At 41.9% G+C, this 16,252-nt stretch carries 22 protein-coding genes and 1 riboswitch; of the genes, 14 read left to right on the top strand and 8 right to left on the bottom strand.

Features of this window, described 5'->3' with window-relative positions; genetic code table 11:
* The first annotated feature begins 190 nt into the window (after positions 1-190).
* On the top strand, positions 191-757 hold the full coding sequence (locus QR42_RS13675) for a beta-class carbonic anhydrase (protein WP_024424929.1): 567 nt from the start codon (positions 191-193) through the stop codon (positions 755-757).
* A 1-nt stretch (position 758) separates the two neighbouring features.
* On the opposite strand, the gene yidD is transcribed toward QR42_RS13675, so the two are convergent.
* On the bottom strand, positions 759-983 hold the full coding sequence (gene yidD, locus QR42_RS13670; protein WP_039180891.1) for a membrane protein insertion efficiency factor YidD: 225 nt from the start codon (positions 981-983) through the stop codon (positions 759-761).
* Between the two features lie 126 nt (positions 984-1,109).
* Between yidD and QR42_RS13665 the strand changes: the two genes are divergently transcribed.
* Positions 1,110-1,583, top strand: coding sequence for an S-ribosylhomocysteine lyase (locus QR42_RS13665; protein WP_003217624.1), 474 nt, complete (start codon positions 1,110-1,112; stop codon positions 1,581-1,583).
* A gap of 118 nt (positions 1,584-1,701) precedes the next feature.
* Complete coding sequence (locus QR42_RS13660; RefSeq protein WP_039180888.1) at positions 1,702-2,139, top strand: FixH family protein; 438 nt, start codon at positions 1,702-1,704, stop codon at positions 2,137-2,139.
* 8 nt (positions 2,140-2,147) lie between these two features.
* Here QR42_RS13660 and ytzI read toward each other — a convergent pair whose 3' ends face one another.
* Positions 2,148-2,294: a YtzI protein gene (gene ytzI, locus QR42_RS13655; protein ID WP_003217544.1), complete on the bottom strand. Its 147-nt coding sequence runs from the start codon at positions 2,292-2,294 to the stop codon at positions 2,148-2,150.
* Between the two features lie 131 nt (positions 2,295-2,425).
* Between ytzI and QR42_RS13650 the strand changes: the two genes are divergently transcribed.
* From QR42_RS13650 to QR42_RS13635, 4 genes are all read left to right on the top strand, one after another.
* Positions 2,426-2,863: a Dps family protein gene (locus tag QR42_RS13650; protein WP_039180885.1), complete on the top strand. Its 438-nt coding sequence runs from the start codon at positions 2,426-2,428 to the stop codon at positions 2,861-2,863.
* A gap of 127 nt (positions 2,864-2,990) precedes the next feature.
* Positions 2,991-3,182, top strand: coding sequence for a hypothetical protein (locus tag QR42_RS13645; protein WP_024424925.1), 192 nt, complete (start codon positions 2,991-2,993; stop codon positions 3,180-3,182).
* A gap of 135 nt (positions 3,183-3,317) precedes the next feature.
* On the top strand, positions 3,318-3,722 hold the full coding sequence (locus QR42_RS13640) for a phage holin family protein (RefSeq protein WP_039180882.1): 405 nt from the start codon (positions 3,318-3,320) through the stop codon (positions 3,720-3,722).
* A 44-nt stretch (positions 3,723-3,766) separates the two neighbouring features.
* Complete coding sequence (locus tag QR42_RS13635) at positions 3,767-4,075, top strand: hypothetical protein (protein ID WP_024425787.1); 309 nt, start codon at positions 3,767-3,769, stop codon at positions 4,073-4,075.
* A gap of 28 nt (positions 4,076-4,103) precedes the next feature.
* On the opposite strand, the gene QR42_RS13630 is transcribed toward QR42_RS13635, so the two are convergent.
* A complete protein-coding gene (locus QR42_RS13630) occupies positions 4,104-4,889 on the bottom strand; it encodes an AIM24 family protein (protein ID WP_039180879.1) in 786 nt (261 codons plus the stop codon).
* A gap of 22 nt (positions 4,890-4,911) precedes the next feature.
* Entirely contained in the window at positions 4,912-5,523 is a 612-nt protein-coding gene (locus tag QR42_RS13625) for a TerD family protein (RefSeq protein ID WP_052196529.1), read from the bottom strand.
* A 248-nt stretch (positions 5,524-5,771) separates the two neighbouring features.
* Between QR42_RS13625 and ytkD the strand changes: the two genes are divergently transcribed.
* Entirely contained in the window at positions 5,772-6,248 is a 477-nt protein-coding gene (gene ytkD, locus QR42_RS13620) for an RNA deprotection pyrophosphohydrolase (protein WP_039180876.1), read from the top strand.
* A gap of 32 nt (positions 6,249-6,280) precedes the next feature.
* On the opposite strand, the gene QR42_RS13615 is transcribed toward ytkD, so the two are convergent.
* The 3 genes from QR42_RS13615 to QR42_RS13605 are packed head-to-tail and all read right to left on the bottom strand — an operon-like array spanning position 6,281 to position 8,849.
* Positions 6,281-7,027, bottom strand: a complete 747-nt coding sequence (locus QR42_RS13615) for an ABC transporter permease (protein WP_369810477.1) — start codon at positions 7,025-7,027, stop codon at positions 6,281-6,283.
* Between the two features lie 34 nt (positions 7,028-7,061).
* A complete protein-coding gene (locus tag QR42_RS13610) occupies positions 7,062-7,832 on the bottom strand; it encodes an ABC transporter ATP-binding protein (protein WP_039180871.1) in 771 nt (256 codons plus the stop codon).
* 15 nt (positions 7,833-7,847) lie between these two features.
* Entirely contained in the window at positions 7,848-8,849 is a 1,002-nt protein-coding gene (locus QR42_RS13605) for an ABC transporter substrate-binding protein (RefSeq protein ID WP_039180867.1), read from the bottom strand.
* A 174-nt stretch (positions 8,850-9,023) separates the two neighbouring features.
* Here QR42_RS13605 and QR42_RS13600 point away from each other — a divergent pair, with 174 nt between their 5' ends.
* Genes QR42_RS13600 through QR42_RS13575 form a run of 6 tightly spaced genes read left to right on the top strand, consistent with a single transcriptional unit; the run spans position 9,024 to position 14,160 of the window.
* Positions 9,024-9,752, top strand: coding sequence for a carotenoid biosynthesis protein (locus tag QR42_RS13600; RefSeq protein ID WP_039180864.1), 729 nt, complete (start codon positions 9,024-9,026; stop codon positions 9,750-9,752).
* Positions 9,721-10,467, top strand: coding sequence for a lysophospholipid acyltransferase family protein (locus tag QR42_RS13595; RefSeq protein WP_039180860.1), 747 nt, complete (start codon positions 9,721-9,723; stop codon positions 10,465-10,467). Before QR42_RS13600 ends, QR42_RS13595 begins: the two co-directional genes overlap by 32 nt.
* On the top strand, positions 10,452-11,579 hold the full coding sequence (locus QR42_RS13590; RefSeq protein ID WP_039180858.1) for a glycosyltransferase family 2 protein: 1,128 nt from the start codon (positions 10,452-10,454) through the stop codon (positions 11,577-11,579). The genes QR42_RS13595 and QR42_RS13590 overlap by 16 nt, the downstream gene beginning before the upstream one ends.
* Entirely contained in the window at positions 11,576-13,057 is a 1,482-nt protein-coding gene (locus QR42_RS13585) for a phytoene desaturase family protein (RefSeq protein WP_039180854.1), read from the top strand. Before QR42_RS13590 ends, QR42_RS13585 begins: the two co-directional genes overlap by 4 nt.
* Before the next feature lie 26 nt (positions 13,058-13,083).
* Positions 13,084-13,878 carry an alpha/beta hydrolase family protein gene (locus QR42_RS13580; protein WP_039180852.1) on the top strand — a complete coding sequence of 265 codons (795 nt, stop codon included), beginning with the start codon at positions 13,084-13,086 and terminating at the stop codon, positions 13,876-13,878.
* Positions 13,879-13,917: 39 nt separating this feature from the next.
* Positions 13,918-14,160, top strand: coding sequence for a DUF2584 domain-containing protein (locus tag QR42_RS13575; RefSeq protein WP_025092385.1), 243 nt, complete (start codon positions 13,918-13,920; stop codon positions 14,158-14,160).
* Between the two features lie 41 nt (positions 14,161-14,201).
* On the opposite strand, the gene pckA is transcribed toward QR42_RS13575, so the two are convergent.
* The gene (gene pckA, locus QR42_RS13570; protein ID WP_039180849.1) at positions 14,202-15,788 is read right to left on the bottom strand and encodes a phosphoenolpyruvate carboxykinase (ATP); all 1,587 of its coding nucleotides are present in this window, start codon (positions 15,786-15,788) and stop codon (positions 14,202-14,204) included.
* Between the two features lie 225 nt (positions 15,789-16,013).
* Positions 16,014-16,148, top strand: a riboswitch (SAM riboswitch).
* The last annotated feature ends 104 nt before the right edge of the window (positions 16,149-16,252 follow it).

Genomic DNA, 16,252 nt, shown 5'->3' with positions numbered 1-16,252 from the left:
AATAGATAGAAATGATTACGATTTAATGTCCTGAGTTATTGTATCGTAATAATTACGATTTGAAAAGAGGAAAATAAAAAATTTTCGTCAGCAGATGTTTCCTCTAAAAAAATAAGCTGCAAAACGTGACGAAATTTCTTACATTGTGCTATATTTATTTTTAAAAAAAGATAAAGGAATGGACAAACGTATGAAACTTTTAGATGAAATCATCGAATATAATCAACAATTTATTGAAGAAAAGAAATACGAAGAATTTACAACAACAAAGTTTCCACAGAAAAAAGCTGTCATTCTATCGTGTATGGATACAAGACTTGTTGAACTGCTTCCGCGTGCAATGAACATGAAAAATGGCGATATTAAGATTGTCAAAAGTGCTGGAGCGCTTGTTTCTCATCCATTTGGAAGTATTATGCGAAGCATTTTAGTTGCTGTGTATGAATTAAATGCTGACGAGGTATATGTCATTGGGCATCATGATTGCGGGATGAGCAAAATTGACAGCCAGACACTTTTAAATAAAGCCGTTGAGCGTGGTATTCCAGAAAAGCGTATTGAAGTACTGGAATACTCAGGAATAGATTTTAAACAGTGGCTCAAAAGCTTTAGTTCAGTTGAAGAGAGCGTGAAGGACAGTGTGTCTGTTGTAAAAAATCACCCGCTTCTTCCATCAGATGTACCTGTACATGGGCTTGTCATTGACCCTGGAACAGGGAAGCTTGACTTAGTTGTCAACGGATATGAAGAAAAGTAAGTTACTTTTCCTTTTTAGGCGGAACAGGATCGATGCCGCCGGGGTGAAGCGGATGACATTTCAAAATTCGCTTTATGGTCAGCCAGCCGCCCTTGATCGCGCCATGCGTTTTGATCGCCTCAAGTCCATAGTTTGAGCATGTTGGATAAAACCGGCAGCTTGGCGGTGTAAGAGGGGAAATACATTTTTGATAAAAGCGTATAATGCCGATAAAAATTTGTTTCATAGAGGTTCCTCCTTGTCTGTCTTCCACAGTATAAGAAAAAAGGACAAGGAAGGAAAGTTTTATAAACTAAACTGGTCGGAGAAATATGTTATAATATAGGAAATTGCAATTATAGGAGTGGTGATTATGCCTTCAGTTGAAAGCTTTGAACTTGATCATAATGCTGTAAAAGCGCCATACGTTCGTCATTGCGGCGTTCATAAAGTGGGATCAGATGGGGAAGTAAATAAATTTGATATTCGTTTTTGTCAGCCTAACAAGCAGGCGATGAAACCTGATACGATTCATACATTAGAGCATTTGCTTGCGTTTAATATTAGAACACACTCAGAGAAATATGATCATTTTGATATTATCGATATTTCTCCAATGGGCTGCCAGACAGGCTACTATTTAGTTGTCAGTGGTGCACCAACTCCAAAAGAAATCGTTGAACTTCTTGATGCAACATTCAAGGATGCAGTTGAAGTAACAGAAATTCCTGCTGCAAACGAAGAGCAATGCGGCCAAGCGAAGCTTCATGATCTTGAAGGAGCAAAACGTTTAATGCGTTTCTGGCTTTCTCAGGATCAAGAAGAGCTTTTAAAAGTATTTGGTTAATAGAATGATGAACCGGACATTTAGATGTCCGGTTTTTTATTTGAATTCCAACAGTGATGTCAAAATAGGGGATATTTGTTAAAATGGACATGTCAGTAAAAGAAGGGGGAAACGCACGATGCGAAAAATGTTGGGAATGATTCTGATGCTCACGTTATTAAGTGCATGTGGAAACTCTGCAGCAAATAGCGGCAAAGGGGAAGTGCCTGAGCTATTAGAAGTAAAGCTTACAGGACCTGAGCAAGTGGAGAAAAATGAAAGCGTTATAGTAAAAGCAGCTGTCACATACGGTGATACGCCTGTTGATGATGCAGATGATGTTCAATTTGAAGTGTGGAAAGATGGCGACAAGGATAACAGCAAGATGATTCAGCCAAAGAAAGAAAACAAAGGTGTATACGAATTGCACACAGCCTTCAAAAAAGATGGCCTTTATATCATACAAGTCCATGTGACAGCTAAACAGCAGCATAATATGCCGAAAACGAACATCCACGTAGGTGAGGTGAAAAAAGAGAGTTCATCTACTGAAGATGAAGAAACGTCACATCATTAAAAGCGGTTTCATTTTGGATTAGGACGTTGGTTTGGTTCAGCATCTTGTGGTGAATCGACTTTATGCTTATATTCATAAGCCTTCGATGTCGTCCACAATGATAAAAAGACAACGATTGAGATAATGATAAAGCTGATAATCCCAAGTAACAGCATCTAACTCCCTCCTTATTTCCATATTAACATATATTTCATGCAGTCAAAATAGAAGAAATTGACGGCAGGTTTCAGTATAATAAGAAAAGGGTATTCTCATACTAAACGCAATTACATAAGGAGGAATAAACATGTCTGAAAATTTATTAAACGTTGTCAATAAACAAGTAGCTGATTGGACTGTGCTTTACGTGAAATTACATAACTATCATTGGTATGTAAAAGGGAAAGATTTCTTTACACTCCATGAGAAATTTGAGGAACTATATACAGAAACAGCTACATATATTGATGATTTGGCTGAGCGTATGCTTGCTTTAAATGGACAGCCTGTTGCGACAATGAAAGAGTGCTTAGAAATTTCAAGCATTCAAGAAGCAGAAGGCAAAGAATCAGCGGAGCAAATGGTGAAAAATCTATATGATGATTTCTCCAATATCGCTGAGGAATTAAAGAAAGGAATGGAGCTGGCTGCAGAGGTTGGCGATGAAACAACAGGTGATATGCTGCTTGCGATTCATCAATCCATTGAAAAACACAACTGGATGCTTAAAGCATATTTAGGATAATACACGTATGGGAAAAGAATGTCGGTCATAATTCGATCGACATTCTTTTTTTATTGGAATCGGGACAGACAGCCCATTGAAATCATAGGGCTTTCAGCCGAAGAGAAAAGAGAAGGGAGGGAAGAAGATGTCTTCTATTGCAGGAATGATGAGTCAGCAAGTAGCGAGCATTCAAAAGACACTCAATATTAGTTTGTTGAATTCACAGCTTGCTACGAATACAGCACAAGCTATGGTGATGCTGGATCAAGTGCAGCAGCAGCCTCAAGCTGTCCAGCCAAAGGATTCAGATGCAAGCTTTATTGATGTTAGGGTCTAGGAAGTAGCCGCCGCGCAAGGCGGCTTTTTCTTGTCAAAAGACAGCGCCTTTATTTTTTGTCGTCCAAGCTATTGCGAAAATCCGGCATATACTATTGAGGTAAGGAGTTCCACTATGAAAGGATGTTGATGCCAAGTGAGCAAGGATTTAGGCATCTTTTCGTTGGTTACAGTGAGTTTGTCGGCGATGGGCTTTCTGTTTGGTGGAGCAGGATATTTACTGATGATTTTAGTAACGTTGATGGCTATTGAATTAATTTGTTCAAGCCTAAGAGAATCTTTGACTGGACAGCTCACAATGAAGCGGTTTTTTACAAGGTTTGTCCGAAAGATCGTGACAGTTTCCTTAATATCGATGGCGCATTTCTTTGATGTCATGCTGAAGACAAATGGGACGATTAAGGATTTAGCGATCATCTTTTATATAATTTATGAATCTTACCAAATCGTCTCGACAGCCAGAGCCCTTGGAATTCCCATTCCACAGTTGTTTATTGATGTGTTGGACATGTTGAAAAATAAATTGCGCAAAAAGCCGTAATTTCCTCATATCTGGTCATACTAAAGGAAAAAAGGATGATTCAGATGGCGAGACACACCTACTATGTATCCGTACAAGATGGATCGATATCGCAGCATAGAGATGCAGCGGCTTGGCAATTTCAAATAGAAGCAGATGATGATCAAATTTTGCAGCTGAGAGACTATTTCGATGAACAGTATATGACAGATTGGAAAGGCTTCTTTCGGGCACATGTTCCTTTTCTTGAATATCATTATGATAGTCCAAATGATGAAATGGATAGAAAAAGAAAAGAGATTTACACAATGATTTATGAGCTCGGCAATGAAGAGACAAGGAGCTTTATTGAGACAAATGGTTTGATGAATTGAAAAAGCATGTAGAGAATCTCTACATGCTTTATTTTCGCGGTTGTAAAATGCCTCCGATCAGATCAGTGATACCGCCGCCTCTATTTTCTTGCTGTGAATTGGTGAATTCATGAGAGGAGCTTTGGCTCTGAGGCTTATAGCGATTATCATCTAAGCCAACCCGTAAGCCAGATGTGCGCTCAGATGGCTGAATAATAACAATTTGGTCTTGTTCTTGGAACTCAAATAAATAGGATTCACCAGATGTTTGTCCAATGAAAGTTTTCCAGTTCACATCTAATTTGACCTTTGGTGCTTTGCCCGTCCAAGCGACAATTGCGTCAGGGTCTACGCGGCAGGGGGCTTTTAAAATGAGCGGATTTCCATTCGTTTTGATGGCGACCTGCGCTCCGTGTCCTTGATAAGAGAGTTTTGATGTAAACAGTCCTTTCTGCGATAAAATACCAACGCCTACTGGTGTGACGCCGTAATGGCATTCCTCAGTAAAGGCAAGTAAATCTTCACTTTCTACACTTACATGCTGCCAAGGACCGCTTGGCTCAAGATTAATCACTGTTACATGCTCGCTTGAATCAGCCAGATAGCAAGTACCTTGTCCACTCACTTCCATCATCTCAAGGTTTTCACCTGTGAATTTCCTGCTTATATGGTTAAATACTTGGCTGACCATATTTCCTTTATTCGTTCCAAGTAATCGCTTGCGGTATTGGAAACTTCCTTGATCGGCAATCATTGCGCCCTTTTTGGCAAAAAAGATTCCGCTGCCTTCTGCTTGTAAGGTAAGTTCTTCTATTGTGATGAAATGAAATCCCATGGGTGCCGGCTCCTTTCCTTCGTCAAGATGTGAATCCATAGATGCGGCATAAATCATGTAAATCTAGAGTAGTCCCTTGCCCGGTCGCAGTGATTTTCCATTCCTCCTGATCTCTCGTGATTTCTGCGCATATAATGGATGTACAATACGAATAATCTTCTGTTAACTGAAAGGTACAAATCTCTTGCTGCGAGATTTGATCAGTAAGGCGCACATAGGCATTAGTGACTTGTCCAAAATGATGCTGGCGTTCGTGTGCATCATGTATTGTGGCTGTGACGACAATTTTATGAATATCAGGTGAGACTCTGCTTAATTGCATAATAATCATTTCATTGTCTCGATACCCTCCGCCAACTTGATGATCGCCAAGATGACGAACAGCTCCGTCTAAGCTTTGCTGCTGGTGATAATAGATCAGATGCTTAGGAGACAACAGTTTGTCCTCTTTATTTAAAAGAAACACTTGCGTATCTAAATCAATTGGCTGACCGGCCAGGTCCCAGCCAAGCCCGATATGAATTTGGTCGACCGCTGGATTGTCTTTTGTTAAATCTAACTTTTGCCCTTTCACAAGGTGTTTCTTGATCACCTCATGGGGTGCGTCTTGTTTTGACCCATTTTTTATACTCATGCTGATTTCCTCCTCGTTGTCATAGGACAAACACTGATTCATTTACGTCATATAGGGATAAAAGGTTTCATGATTAAAATTGGGTGAAGTTGGAAATGATAAAAAGGTTTTAGCAACAATACCTCATTTTAGATACAGACGAGTTGGAACCACTCGTTTGTTTCACTTTTGATAAAAATTCTTCAGATAAATGTGATCTGTGGTATGATGTTTTACAAGAAGCAAGGACAGGATATGAGGGATTTCACATGCATGTATTTAAAGACTATTATCATAATACGGTCAAGCTCTCTTTTGAGGGGAAGCCTTTTTCAAGTCATCCTAAGCATGTTTGGGCCATCTGCCGCTACCAAGGGAAGTGGCTGCTCACTGAACATGAGGATCGGGGCTATGAGTTTCCAGGAGGGAAAGTTGAGCCGGATGAAGAAGCAGACCAAGCCGCTATACGGGAGATTCAAGAAGAGACGGGTGCTGTTGTTCGTGAATTAACGTATATTGGTCAATATCAGGTGCTGGGCAGAGAAAAGGTCATTGTCAAGAATATTTATTTCGCTGATATTGAAAAGCTAGTGAAGCAAGACACGTATTTTGAAACGAAAGGACCCGTTCTTTTCGCAGACTTGCCAAGATCCATCGCAAAAAATAAGAATTTCAGTTTTATTATGAAAGATGATGTGTTAAGACAAAGTCTTGCTTATTTAGAAAAAAACGGTTTAATTCGTTAAAAAAAGCGCAGGGAGACATTCCCTGTGCTTTTTTATTTTTGAAGAAAACGGCGTTCGAGCCATTCCACAAGCTGGTACATGATAGTCGCAAACACGGCAATAATGAAAAGACTTAAGAACACGAGTGTAAAGTTGAAGACTTGAAAGCCGTAAATGATCATGTAGCCGAGCCCTTTTGAGGAAACAAGAAATTCCCCTACAATAACCCCAACCCAAGAAAGGCCGACATTGACTTTGATCGCAGAAATCATCGTTGGAATACTAGCTGGCAAAATGACCTCGCGAAAGACGACGCTTTTTTTCGCACCAAAGGTTTTCATCACCTTTAAATAATTCTCATCGACCTCTTGAAAGGCTGTATAAATGACGATCGTCGTAATGATCACACTAATGATTGCGCCCATGGCAACGATGCTGATCATGCCAGGCCCAAGGGCAACAATTAAAATCGGGGCGAGGGCAACTTTTGGCATGGCATTTAAAATGACTAAATAAGGATCAAGAACGTTTGCCAGGCGGGTGGACCACCATAAGGCGGCAGCAAGCAAAATACCGCAAAAGGTACCAAGTAGAAATCCGAGCACCGTTTCAAATAATGTAATACTCATATGATTCACTAAAGACCCATCGGATATTTTTTGTACAAACAATTGGCAGACCGCAGATGGTGAACTAAATATCAGTGGATCGATGAGACGAAAATGACTGGCAAGCTCCCAAAGCGAAAAGAAGCTGGCGAAAATAATGAACTGATAGATTCGGGTCATGCGTTTTTCCATTCGGTATTTTTTGCGATAGGCTTCATGTAAAAGATCACTGTGTTTCAACAGTTTTCAGCTCCTTCCAAATCGTTTGAAAGAGCTCTTGGAAACTCTGGGTCTGTCTTGCTTCGAAAGGAGAAAGAGTCCTCAGATCATCTGGAACGGTAAAAATCCGCTGAATCGAGCCGGGATGCTTAGAGAATAAGAAAATGCGGTCACTCATCGCAATGGCTTCGCCAATGTCATGTGTCACAAGGACCGCTGTTTTTTGATAGTTTTTGAGTGTATGAAAGACGAGATCCTCTAATGTTAGTTTGGTTTGGTAGTCTAGAGCTGAAAAGGGTTCGTCTAGTAAAAGCAGACCGGGATTCACTGCAAGCGTTCGGGCGAGAGCCGCACGCTGCCTCATACCGCCTGACAGCTCTTTCGGGTATTTTTCCTCTACATCATGAAGGCCAAGCTTAGGCAGTAAGCCAAGAGCGGCGGAGGTGGCTTCATGTGAATCTTGTTTGGTAATTTTCAACCCGAGAATGATATTTTCCTTGATGGTTTTCCAAGGGAACAAATAATCCTGCTGGAGCATGTAGCCGATTTGATGCTCCTTTTGATTCGGTTCTTTTCCTTCGATTAAAATTCGGCCTTCAGAGGGCGGCGTTATTCCTGCAATGATAGACAGCAGGGTGGTTTTTCCGCACCCGCTGGGACCAATAAATGAAATAAATTCTCCTTGGTCTATCTCCATATTGATGTGCTGTATGGCCGTTGTTTTTTCTTTTAAAGAGAAGTACGTGTGGGTCACATGGTCAATTTGAAGGAAAGACATGTGCTACCTCCTATTCTATTTATGTTCTGTGACCTTCTTTGCAATGGATGAATCGACAAGTTGTTTGTACGGGATAAATTTCGGCAATTCATCGCTCTCCTTCATAATTTCCTGCAATTTGTTCCATTCCTCTTCATTCAGAAGGGGGTCTGTTGCATAGGATTCCTGCTGTTTGTAGCGTTTAATGGCTGTTGATAAGACATCAAGTTCTGTGTCAGGAAAATGAGATTGAATGGTTTTGGCAATCTCTTCCGGCTGCTTGGCTTCCACCCATTTCTGCGCTTTGTAAATGGCACGAGTGAAGGCTTCAGCTGTCTCTTTGTTTTCCTCTAAGTAACTTTTCTTTGCCATGAAGGTGGTATAAGGCACCTTTCCGGAAGCCTCTCCAAAGGAGGCGGTGATGTACCCTTTGCCTTCTTTTTCAATTAAGGATGCTGTCGGTTCGAATAACTGCACAAAATCGCCAGTTCCAGAGGAGAAAGCACCTGAAATGTTGGCAAAATCAATATTTTGAATCATACGGAGATCCCTTTTTACATCAATGCCTTCCTTTTTCAGGACATATTCACCGACCATTTGCGGCATGCCGCCTTTCCGCTGTCCAAGAAAGTCTTTTCCTTTTAAGTGATCCCAAGAGAATTCGCTCACTTTCTCCCTTGAAACAAGAAATGTACCGTCTGTTTGTGTCAGCTGTGCAAAGTTGATGACAGAGTCTTTTGAGTCTTGAGCCTCTACATAGATAGAGGATTCAGAACCGGTCAGGGCAATATCTGCACCACCGGATAAGAGAGCTGTCATCGTTTTATCGCCGCCCCAAGTCGTTTTTAATTCAACCTCTAGCCCTTCTTCTTTGAAGAAGTCCTCAGATAAGGCAACATATAGCGGAGCATAAAAAACCGAATGGGTCACCTCGGCTACTTGTACGGTCCGCTCTTGTTCTTTTTTACAGGCGACAAATGGAATAAAGAGCAGGACAACGACGATGAATGCCAGTCTGACTTTGATGGAACGATTCAAGAGTAATTCGCCTCCTTTGTTCTAGATCACTAATTAAAGTATGTCAAAAGGGATTTTTGGTGAGTGCCTAGATGAAAATAAGAAACGCATTGTTTATTTATAGAACGTGTCTTTTTTTCTATACTAGAAGCATGAATACTTTCTTGAATTTGGAAGAAATAAAGGGGCGGTTTCGTGTATAGAGTGAGTTGGGTATTTCTTGGGTGGTATTTAATAGGGCTCATATTAATGGTCTTTTTTGAGGTGCCAGCATGGCTTCAATTTGCAAATGGCATTTTCCTTGTGCTGTATGCCTGCTGTGTGATAGAGATTGGGCGAAATATTTATGGATCATGGGGAATGGTGATCAAACGGGCAGCCATTGTCGGCGTGCTGACATTTACGGTTGAATGGATTGGGATCACAACCGGGTTTCCTTTCGGGGCTTATGACTATTATCCAACGTTAGGTTTTCTAGTGGCAGGGGTGCCTTTAACCATTGCTTTTGCATGGGTTGGAGTATTTTTAAACAGTCTTTTTTTATCTAGTCAGCAGTCGAAGTGGAAACGAGCGATCGAAACGGGGTTATGGATTGTCTTGCTTGACCTCATATTAGACCCAGTAGCAGCTGAACGGAAATTTTGGGTGTGGTATGACGGCGGTGGTTTTTATGGTATTCCTTTTGAGAATTTTGTGAGCTGGGGTATGATTGGAGCAGGACTTTCCTTTCTCTTCCCGCTTGTTCAGATTGATCAAAAGGCTCTTAGCTGGACGAGCCGTATTTATCAGGCAATGGTGTTCTTTTTTGGTGTGCTGGCATTAAAGGGCGGGCTCGAGGTTATTTTTTATTTAGCACTGATCATTGTTATTTTGTGTGAAGGAAGGGTTCAATTTGAAAGAAAGCGACAAAAGCCGATCGTTTAGACGTATATTTTCTCTTTATCTTGAGCGGTATTTACTTCATAAACATTTTCGCTGCGTGATGATGAAAGGCGCTGTGGACCCAAACGAGAAGCTGCCTGTTCTTTATCTCGCCAATCATAGCTCATGGTGGGATGGACTCATCCTTTTTCTTTTAACAGAAAAAGCGTCCGAACTCGATCACTATATGATGATGGAAGAGAAGCAGCTGAAGCAATATGCCTTTTTTCGTAAGCTAGGTGCCTTTCCGGTTCAGAAAGAGAATCTGAAAAGTGTGAAGCAAGCATTAATGACGGCTAGAGAAAACATGCAGGCTGGCGGGGCTGTATGGCTTTTTCCACAGGGGAAAATCATGCATCAGGACATACGGCCGCTTGAATTAGAGGGCGGGGCTTCATTTTTAGTGAGACAATTTGAGCAAGTCGTGGTGAAGCCTGTGACCTTGCATTATACATTTAATCAATTTCAAAAGCCGACAGTATCTGCTTTGTTTGGTGAAGATACCTTAGTATCTGGCGGGGCACTTCGAAGCAAGGACGTGACGCATCTGCTCAGAGATCTGCTTGAAACGCAGTTAAACGCACATCAAGCACAGGTCATCGCAGATCCTGATTTTTCAAACAATCAAGAATTTAGACAGATGACAAGGACAAGTCAGTCAACAAGTGATGCGTTTGATTCCTTTAAAAAGTGGGTGAAAACATGGCGGTCTTCCTAACTGTGATCAGTGTACTCTTGCTCTGTCAGTTTATTTTCACCATATGGAATATGAGGCAGCTTCCTGTTTTAAAGCCAGCATCCTTTCCGCCGGGTGAACCGATTTCATTATCAATTCTGATTCCAGCGCGAAATGAGGAAAATCGGATCGAAGCCTGTCTTCAGTCGATCGTTGATCAACGTCTTTACCCGAAAGAGCTCATCGTCCTTGATGACCATTCGACAGATCAGACAAGAGCGATTGTGGAACGCTTTGCAGAAACATATCCGTGGATCCGTGTCCAGTCAGGTCAACCATTAAAGCGCGGCTGGCTTGGTAAATCATATGCCTGTTCTCAGCTCGCGGAAGCTGCTGCTTCTGACTGGCTGCTATTTTTAGATGCGGATGTCCGGTTAAAAAAAGGGGCAGTTGAATCAGTGTACAAGCAGTTATGCATGCAAAAAACGGGCATGCTGTCAGGTTTTCCAGAACAGAAAACAGGTACATTTTTTGAGCATCTTGTGGTTCCTATGATGATGTTTACCATTGGCTGTCATCTGCCAGTGAAATGGGTAAGAAAATCTAAGAATCCCGCTTTTGCCGCAGCACATGGCGGTTTTATTGCCATTGAAAAGAATTGTTATCACGACATTGGTGGGCATGAAGCGATCAAGAATTCACTAGTTGATGATATGGCCTTGGCTAGACGGGTGAAGGAAAAAGGCTTTCCGTTCACACTTGCAAGCATTCATCCATTTGTGTATATGAGAATGTATGAGAGTGGACAAGAGGTTTGGGAAGGTTACCGGAAAAATTTATTCCCAGGTGTGAATCGAAGCATTGCTTTGTTAAGCAGTGTCTTTTGTTTATACACCCTCCTTTATTTGGTTCCTGTCATTTGTTTCATGATTGCATTGTTTCAGCTGGATGTTTTGAGCATATGCTTAGCGATCCTTTGTTATGGGCTGGGTGTGTCGATTAAAGCGGCAATAGATACTGAAAATGGGCGGACATCTGCGATGGCTTTTTTATTGCCGGTCAGTATTTTAAGCCTGATTGCTATCGGTTTTGCTTCTATGAAAATCGGTCTGAAAAAAGAAGGGTATGAATGGAAAGGGAGAAGGTACGAATGAAAAAAGTGATCATCATCGGCGGCGGACTTGGCGGATTATCAGCCGCGATCCGTCTACAGTCACGCGGGGTTCAGGTCACCATTTTAGAAAAAGAAGCGGTTTTAGGCGGGAAATTGCAGCGCCATCACGAGGCAGGCTACTCTTTTGATTTAGGACCGAGTACCATTACAATGAAGGCATATTTTGAAGAAGTGTTTACAGCCTGTCATAGACGGATGGAGGATTATGTGACCTTTTATCCGATTTCTCCGCTGACCAAAAATATTTTTTCAGATGGCCATACGGTCGAGTTTACGCCGAATATTGAGCAAATGGAATCACAAATTGCTGCATTCAGTCCTGAAGATGCGAAGCAATACCGCGCATTTTTGCAGGAATCAAAGACGCTTTTTCAAAAGGCAGAGGAGCAGTTTTTAAATCGTTTGTTATTGAGCTGGAAGGATAAGGCGGATTTAAAGCTGATGAAAGCACTTCTTGCTGTCAAACCATTCACATCCGTTCAGCGCCTGCTGCGTCAATATTTCCGTCATCCCCATACATTGGCGATGTTTGGACGGTATGCCACTTATCTCGGCTCTTCTCCCTACGAAGCGCCGGCTATTTTTAACATGATGGCATATTTAGAAGGAGAGAAAGGGATTTATGGAATACAAGGCGGTACGTATCGTTTAGTTGAGGCATTTGAGACACTGGCAAAAGAATTAGGCGTTCAGATTCACCTCAATGAACAAGTGAACAAGATTCATGTGAAGGATCGGCGGATCAAAGGAGTGGAGACGGATCAGCAGATGTATGAGGCAGATCAAGTCATTGCAGGAGCAGATGCGCTGACTGTATACCGTCATCTTATAGATGAAAAAGACCGTCCTCGTTTTTTAAATCAAAAACTGGCTGGTATTGAACCGTCGTTGTCGGGCTTTGTTCTCTTATTAGGTGTACCTAAAGTCTATGAACAGCTCGCTCATCACACTGTGTTTTTCCCTGAGGATTATGAGCAAGAATTCAAAGATATTTTTCAGAAAAAACAACTGCCTCAAGACCCGACGCTCTACATATGCTATTCAGGTCATTCAGAACCAGCTTTAAGCGGAGGACTGGGAAGAAGCAACCTGTTTGTACTGGCCAATGCACCTTATGTGACAAAAGAGCAAGATTGGGACATGCTAAAGGAGACATATCGTCAGCATGTAAAAAACAAATTAATGGAAAAAGGCCTTTTTGATTTGGATGAGCTGATCGAATATGAAGGGGTTCAAACTCCGCTCGATCTGCAGCAGAAAACGGGGGCATATCGTGGGGCCATTTATGGCATGTCTTCAAACTCGTTCAAACAGGCGTTCTTTCGCATCAATAATCAGTCAAAGGACATTGAAGGACTTTGGTTTGTTGGAGGAACAAGTCATCCAGGCGGCGGCACGCCAATGGTGACAAAATCAGGCCAGCTTGTCGCAGAAGCGATGCTGAAGCAATGGACGTAAACAGAGATGAAAAGGAGAGAAATCGAGTGATTGTGGAAAAAAGAAGGTTTCCGTCGCCCCATCCGCATATTCACTTATATACAGTGACCTATGAGGCAGATGGACTTCGGATGAAAGGGCTGCTCGCTGAGCCGGCCGGAGAAGGTCTCTACGACGGCTTTTTGTACTTACGAGGCGGCATTAAAAATGTGGGGATGGTCAGACCTGGCCGGATTGTGCAATTTGCCGCGCAGGGTTTTGTCGTCTTTGCTCCCTTTTACCGGGGAAACCAAGGAGGCGAAGGGAACGAAGATTTTGCCGGAGAAGATCGAAAAGATGCTTTTGCTGCCTTTCAGCTGTTAAAGCAGCACAAAAAAGTGAAGAAGGATCGCATTCATATCTTTGGTTTTTCGCGAGGCGGTATTATGGGCATCTGGACCGCTGTAGAAATGAAACAGGAGGCGGCTTCCTTTGTCACATGGGGAGGCGTCAGTGACATGAAACTTACTTATGAAGAGCGTGTGGATATGAGACGGATGATGAAACGTGTGATTGGCGGTCCGCCGCATAAGGTGCCAGAGGCATATGAAAACAGAACCCCTTTAAATGATGTGGATAAAATTGAAGCACCTGTCCTGATTATCCACGGAGAAGAGGACCAAAATGTATCGATTGGGCATGCATATTTGTTAGAAGATGCACTGCGCCAGCACGGGAAGTCTGTGGAGACGTGGTATTTCCATGGATACAATCACTATTTCCCGCCGCAGCATAATCGAGAAATTGTGAGAAGGCTGACCACATGGATGCACAGCCGAAAAAGCGGAAATGTGTTAAAATAAGCATTATAACGAAATATAGAAAGTAGGGGGATTTTCATTATGGGAATGCCTGTTGAATTTAATACAATGATTGTCACAAAGGGAAAAGAGACAAGAATTGAAGAAAATGTATTTGAACTCATGAAGGATGGATACCGCATTTATCCGTTAAATATTCCACTTGAGGTGCGCAAAACGAAAGACGGAGAAAAAACTGGGACAGCACATGTTGAAAAGCTGGAGCTGACAGACAATGTCACGAAGGTGACGTACCGTCTTGTGTCATTGCATTCAACAAACTAAAAAAGCTGAGGGATTGAATCTCCTCAGCTTTTTTCATTTGGTTATACGAGTGGTCCGCCTTTGGCTTCAATGTCACTTGCCGCGTGACTGAATTTTTGGAAGTTCTTTTTAAATTCATTGGCAAGGAAGTGTGCTTTTTCTTGATAAGCCTTTTGGTCATCCCATGTTTTAGCAGGTTGAAGCACTTCATCTGGTACACCAGGAATATGAAGCGGGATGTGTAATCCGAAGATGTCATCAGTAATCATTTCAGCATTGTCAAGGTCACCTTCGATTGCTGCCTGAACCATTGCTCTTGTATGAGCGAGATTCATTCGTTTGCCTGTGCCATAGCCTCCGCCAGTCCAGCCTGTATTCACAAGGAATACTTTAGCACCGTGCTCATCGATCTTTTTGCCAAGCATTTCAGCATAGACGTGAGCTGGAAGCGGGAGGAATGGTGAACCGAAGCAAGTAGAGAATGTCGTTTCTGGTGATGTGACACCGCGCTCAGTTCCCGCTAATTTACTTGTGTACCCGCTCAAGAAATGGTACATTGCTTGTTCTTTTGTTAAACGGCTGATTGGAGGTAATACGCCAAACGCATCAGCTGTTAAGAAGACAATGGCAGATGGATGTCCTGCGATACTTGGTTTCACGATGTTATCAATCATTTCGATTGGGTAAGCAGCGCGTGTATTTTCAGTAAAGAATGTATCATCATAATCCGCTTCACGTGTTTCTTCATCAAGCACAACGTTCTCAAGAACTGATCCGAAGCTGATCGCTTTGTAGATCTGTGGTTCTTTTTCTTCACTTAAGTTCACACATTTCGCATAGCATCCGCCCTCGATATTGAAGACCCCTGTGCCAGACCAGCCGTGTTCATCGTCTCCGATCAGCTTGCGGCTTGCGCTTGCAGAAAGCGTCGTTTTCCCAGTACCTGAAAGCCCAAAGAATAAGGCTACATCGCCTTCTTGACCTACGTTTGCTGAGCAGTGCATAGATAAAATATCTTGCTCAGGAAGCAGGTAGTTCATCACAGAGAAAATGGACTTTTTCATTTCCCCTGCATATTCTGTTCCACCGATAAGAATCGTGCGTTTTTCAAAAGAAACGATGATAAACGTTTCAGAGTTTGTGCCATCTGTTGCAGGATCTGCTTTGAAGTGCGGTGCAGATAAGATGGTGAAAGGTTTTTCGTTTGAAGAAGGTGTTGACCCGTCAGGTCTGATAAATAGCTGCTTGGCAAAAAGATTGTGCCATGCGAATTCGTTTACAACTGTAATCGGCATACGATATCTTTCATCAGCGCCTGCAAACCCTTCAAAGACGAATAGTTCATCACGTTCTTTTAAGTATGACACAACCTTTGTATATAAACGGTCAAATGCTTCTTTTGAGATCGGCTGGTTGACTTGACCCCAATCGATTTTATGTTCAGAGCTTTCTTCTTTGACGATAAATTTATCTTTAGGCGAACGTCCTGTGTAGGCTCCAGTTGTTGCGCGGACAGCTCCTGTTGATGTTAAAACGCCTTCATTACGTGCCAAAATCTTTTCAACAAGTTTCGGAACAGATAAATTTTGGTGCGTATTTTCTAATGAGAGCAATGACTGCAAATCTTCTTTTAAATCCACTGAGTTCATAAAAAACCCTTCCTTTACCGTTGAATTTGTTTGTTTCGATTAGTATAACACATTAATAATAATAGTCTATACTATTTAAACATTTTTGTGTGTGTTTTTTCATTTCTGCTATGAAAATATGCTTTTTGGTGATGCTAATGGTGAGGAGAAAAAAGAGGGAGATAATTCTTATGAAGCATTGACATGACGCAAGGGTTTAAGATAAGATATCTTATTGAACGGATACTCTTATCCCGAGTTGGTGGAGGGACAGGCCCGATGAAGCCCAGCAACCGGTTTCTTATGAAAAAGGCATGAACATGCTGAGAAACCAAGGTGCTAACCTGATGCAAGGTACAAGAACACCTTGAGCGATAAGAGTGAAAGGCATGCGATCTCAGACCCTTTCCTCGCAATGAAGGAAATGGTTTTTTTATTTTTGGGATATCATATGAACAAATTGCCAATAACATCTCTAATATAAA

The organism is Bacillus sp. WP8 (genome assembly GCF_000800825.1).
Lineage (GTDB): Bacteria > Bacillota > Bacilli > Bacillales > Bacillaceae > Bacillus > Bacillus safensis.
The sequence above is the reverse complement of the archived record's forward strand: the minus strand, read 5'-3'. Positions and strand labels throughout refer to the sequence as shown.